The following is a 3,485-nucleotide window of genomic DNA, read 5'->3' as shown; positions in this document are numbered from 1 at the left end:
CGCACGCTGTCGAGCATCTGCCCGTAGCTGACCCGGCGCCAGTCGCCGCCGTCCTCGCGGGCGGCGATGAAGGTCTGCTCGGGACGCACCCGGGCCCAGTGCAACAGACGATCGAGCAAGCGCTGCGGCAAGGGCGCCAGGGGTTCCAGGGAACGCATATGCAGCACGCCCTGCTCTTCACTGACGGCAACTGCCGGCCGGCCAATGGACACCTGACGGTAACGCGGCGGCTCGGCCGCGGGTGGGGATGGCGCTCTGAATTGGCAACTCACGTACATGTCCTCCATCAAGGCACGCCTGCGCCGCGCACGCAGGGCGACGGCTGGCAAGCGTGGCAGCCGGTGGCTGCGGCCTTGTTATTGTTATGCCTGGCCTGCACACGGGCCGCGCGCTCAAGGCACCGCGCCCGTGGCGACGGATCAGATCGGGTAGTGCCGCGGGCCGTTCTGCAAGGTGACCCAGCGCAATTGGGTGAAGTGTTCGATCGAGGCCTTGGCGCCAAAACTGCCGTAGCCGCTGGACTTGACGCCGCCAAACGGCATCTGCGCCTCGTCATGCACGGTGGGCCCGTTGATATGGCAGATACCCGACTCGACCCGTTGCGCCAGGGCCAGGGCCCGCCCGGTGTCGCGGCTGAAAATCGCCGCCGACAGGCCGAACTCGGAATCGTTGGCCAGGCGCAACAGCTCTTCATCACCGTTGCCGCGCAGTACTACCGCCACCGGGCCGAAGGACTCCTCGCGGTACAGGCGCATCGACTCGGTCACGCCGTCGAGCAGGGTCGGCTGCAGAATGCTGCCGTCCAGTTGCCCGCCGACCACCCGCTGCGCGCCCTGCTCCAGGGCGTCGTCGATCAGCGCCTTGATGCGTGTCCCGGCGCTGGCATCCACCAGCGAGCCGAGCACCGAATCTGCGGCCGCCGGGTCGCCGGCGCGCAGGCTCTCGACCTTGGCCGCCAGCTTGGCGACGAAGGCATCGGCCACCTTGGCATCGACGATCAGGCGCTCGGTGGACATGCAGATCTGTCCCTGGTTGAAGTAGGCGCCAAACGCCGCGGCCGCGACGGCCGCGTCCAGGTCGGCATCGTCCAGCACCAGCAGCGGCGCCTTGCCGCCCAGCTCCAGCAAGGCCGGCTTGAGGTGGCGCGCCGCAAGCTCGCCGACAATCCGCCCGACATGGGTCGAACCGGTGAAGTTGACCCGGCGCACCGCCGGGTTGGCAATCAGGCGCTCGACAATCGCCGCGGCATCGGCCGGGGCATTGCTGATGACGTTGACCACGCCATCGCCCAGGCCGGCGTCCTGCAGCACCTGGCCGATCAGGCGATGCACCGCCGGGCTCAGTTCGGAAGCCTTGAGCACCACGCTGTTGCCACAGGCCAGGGGCATGGCGATGGCCCGGGTGGCGAGAATTACCGGGGCGTTCCACGGGGCGATGCCCAGCACCACGCCACAGGGTTGGCGCAAGGCCATGGCGAAACTGCCGGGGACATCCGAAGGGATGACTTCACCGGTGATCTGGGTGGTCATCGATGCTGCTTCACGCAGCATGTTGGCCGCCAGGCGCACGTTGAAGGCGTACCAGTTGGCCATGGCCCCGGTCTCGCCGGCGGCGGCGATGAATTCCTCGCTGCGGGCCTGCAATTGCTCGGCGGCCCTAAGCAGGCGGCTGCGGCGTTCGTTGGGGGCCAGGGCCGCCCAGGCGGGGAATGCGGCCTGGGCCGCGGCCACGGCGGCGTCGGCATCGTCCAGGGTCGCGGCGGCCACGCGCGATACCACCGCGCCGGTCACCGGGTTGCGGCGTTCGAAGGTTCGACCGTCGCCGGCGGGGCGCGACTGGCCACCGATCAGCAGGGGCACGTCCAGCATGGTGATTCCTCTTGTTGTCTTTGTCGGGAATGCAGCGCAGCGGTGTAACAGTAATGCCAGGGGCGCGGCGAACAGCGGGAGGTGCCCGCCGTTCGCCGGCCGGGCTCAGCGTTTATACGCCTGCAGGCCGGGCTTGATGCTCTTGTCGTCGAGGAACTGCTTCATGCCCTGCTCGCGGCCGCCTTCGGTGTCCAAAAGGCGCGACTGATCGAGCTTGGCGTACAGGTAGTCTTCGTTCTGCTCCCAGGTCAGCTCGCGGCAACGCTTGAAGCCGTGCTTGGCGGCACGCAGCACCACCGGGTTTTTCTCCAGCAGATTGCGCGCCAGCTCGATCGTGACTTCACGCAGTTGCGCCAGGGGCACGCTTTCATTGACCAGGCCCATCTCGGCGGCTTTCTGCCCGCCAAAGGTCTTGCCAGTCATGATGTAGTACAGCGACTGGCGATGACCGACGGTGTCGGCCATCGCCTTGCTCACCAGGTTGCCCGGCGGGATGCCCCAGTTGATTTCCGAGAGGCCGAAGGTCGCCTCATCGGCGCAGATCGCCAGGTCGCAGGCCACCAGCGGGCTGAAGCCGCCACCGAAGCACCAGCCGTTGACCATGGCGATGGTCGGCTTGGCGTACATGCGCAACATTTTCCACTGCCACTGGGAGGCTTCGCGACGGATTTTTTCCTGAAGAATCTCCGGGCCGGCATCCACCTCGCGAAAGTACTCCTTGAGGTCCATGCCGGCGGTCCAGGCTTCACCGGCGCCAGTCAGCACCAGCACGCCGGCGGCCGGGTCCTGCTCTAGGGTTTCCAGCACGTCGATCATTTCCCGGTTCAGGGTCGGGCTCATGGCGTTGCGCTTTTCCGGGCGATTGAGGATGACCCAGGCAATGCCCTCTTCGATTTCGACCTTGACCGTTGTCCAGCGACCTTCGTAGTTGCTCATGGCGATGCTCTCTTGTTCTGGCTTGAAGATGGGTCGAAATTAAACCGACAAATTAGTTATGTCAATTAACTATTAATTGAATTAACTATTTTCCCTGCCCCTGGATAAAATCCTTCTGCAGCCACTGCCAGCACAGGCAAACGTAGCTATCAGCGGCAGACCCCGGCAAACTGGATAGCCTTGTTAACCGACCCAGGATGTTTTTGTCATGGCCAAGCCCGCTCCCCTCGCCGACCCGCGCGAGGCCCCACCCGCCAACGCCGAGGTTCAGGCGCCGCTGGATTCGGCGCTGGACGAACTGATTGGCTACGCCATGCGTCGCGCCCAACTCAAGCTGTTCCAGAACCTGATCGGCCGGCTCTCGGCCCACGACCTGCGCCCCGCGCAGTTCTCGGCCCTGGCGATCATCGACAGCAACCCGGGGCTGATGCAGGCCGACCTGGCTCGCGCCCTCGCCATCGAGCCGCCGCAAGTGGTGCCCCTGCTCAATAAACTGGAAAGCCGCGCGCTGGCGGTGCGGGTGCGCTGCAAGCCGGACAAGCGCTCTTACGGGATTTTTCTGAGCAAGACCGGCGAAACCCTGCTCAAGGAGCTCAAGCAGATCGCCGCGCAAAGCGACGTCGACGCCACCTCGGCCTTGAGCGCCGGGGAGCGCGAAGAGCTGCTGCGCCTGCTGAAGAA

Annotated in this window: 3 protein-coding genes and 1 pseudogene; 1 reads left to right on the top strand and 3 read right to left on the bottom strand. The window is 65.8% G+C overall.

All coding sequences use genetic code 11. The features are described 5' to 3' along the window. The 3 genes and pseudogenes from F6S12_RS30585 to F6S12_RS30575 form a co-directional block, all read right to left on the bottom strand. Positions 1–272 (bottom strand): annotated as a pseudogene (locus tag F6S12_RS30585) (feruloyl-CoA synthase); the annotation flags it as partial. A gap of 147 nt (positions 273–419) precedes the next feature. After that, positions 420–1,868 carry an aldehyde dehydrogenase gene (locus F6S12_RS30580; RefSeq protein WP_053159122.1) on the bottom strand — a complete coding sequence of 483 codons (1,449 nt, stop codon included), beginning with the start codon at positions 1,866–1,868 and terminating at the stop codon, positions 420–422. Positions 1,869–1,973: 105 nt separating this feature from the next. Next, entirely contained in the window at positions 1,974–2,804 is an 831-nt protein-coding gene (locus tag F6S12_RS30575) for a p-hydroxycinnamoyl CoA hydratase/lyase (RefSeq protein WP_053159124.1), read from the bottom strand. A 208-nt stretch (positions 2,805–3,012) separates the two neighbouring features. On the opposite strand from F6S12_RS30575, the gene F6S12_RS30570 reads away from it, so the two are divergent. Then, positions 3,013–3,485 (top strand): MarR family winged helix-turn-helix transcriptional regulator (locus F6S12_RS30570; protein WP_315869750.1); only part of this gene is annotated, 473 nt, incomplete at its 3' end.

Source organism: Pseudomonas sp. JV245A (assembly GCF_032424515.1).
In the GTDB taxonomy this organism is placed as follows: domain Bacteria; phylum Pseudomonadota; class Gammaproteobacteria; order Pseudomonadales; family Pseudomonadaceae; genus Aquipseudomonas; species Aquipseudomonas protegens.
This window is presented reverse-complemented; position numbering and strand designations above follow the sequence as displayed.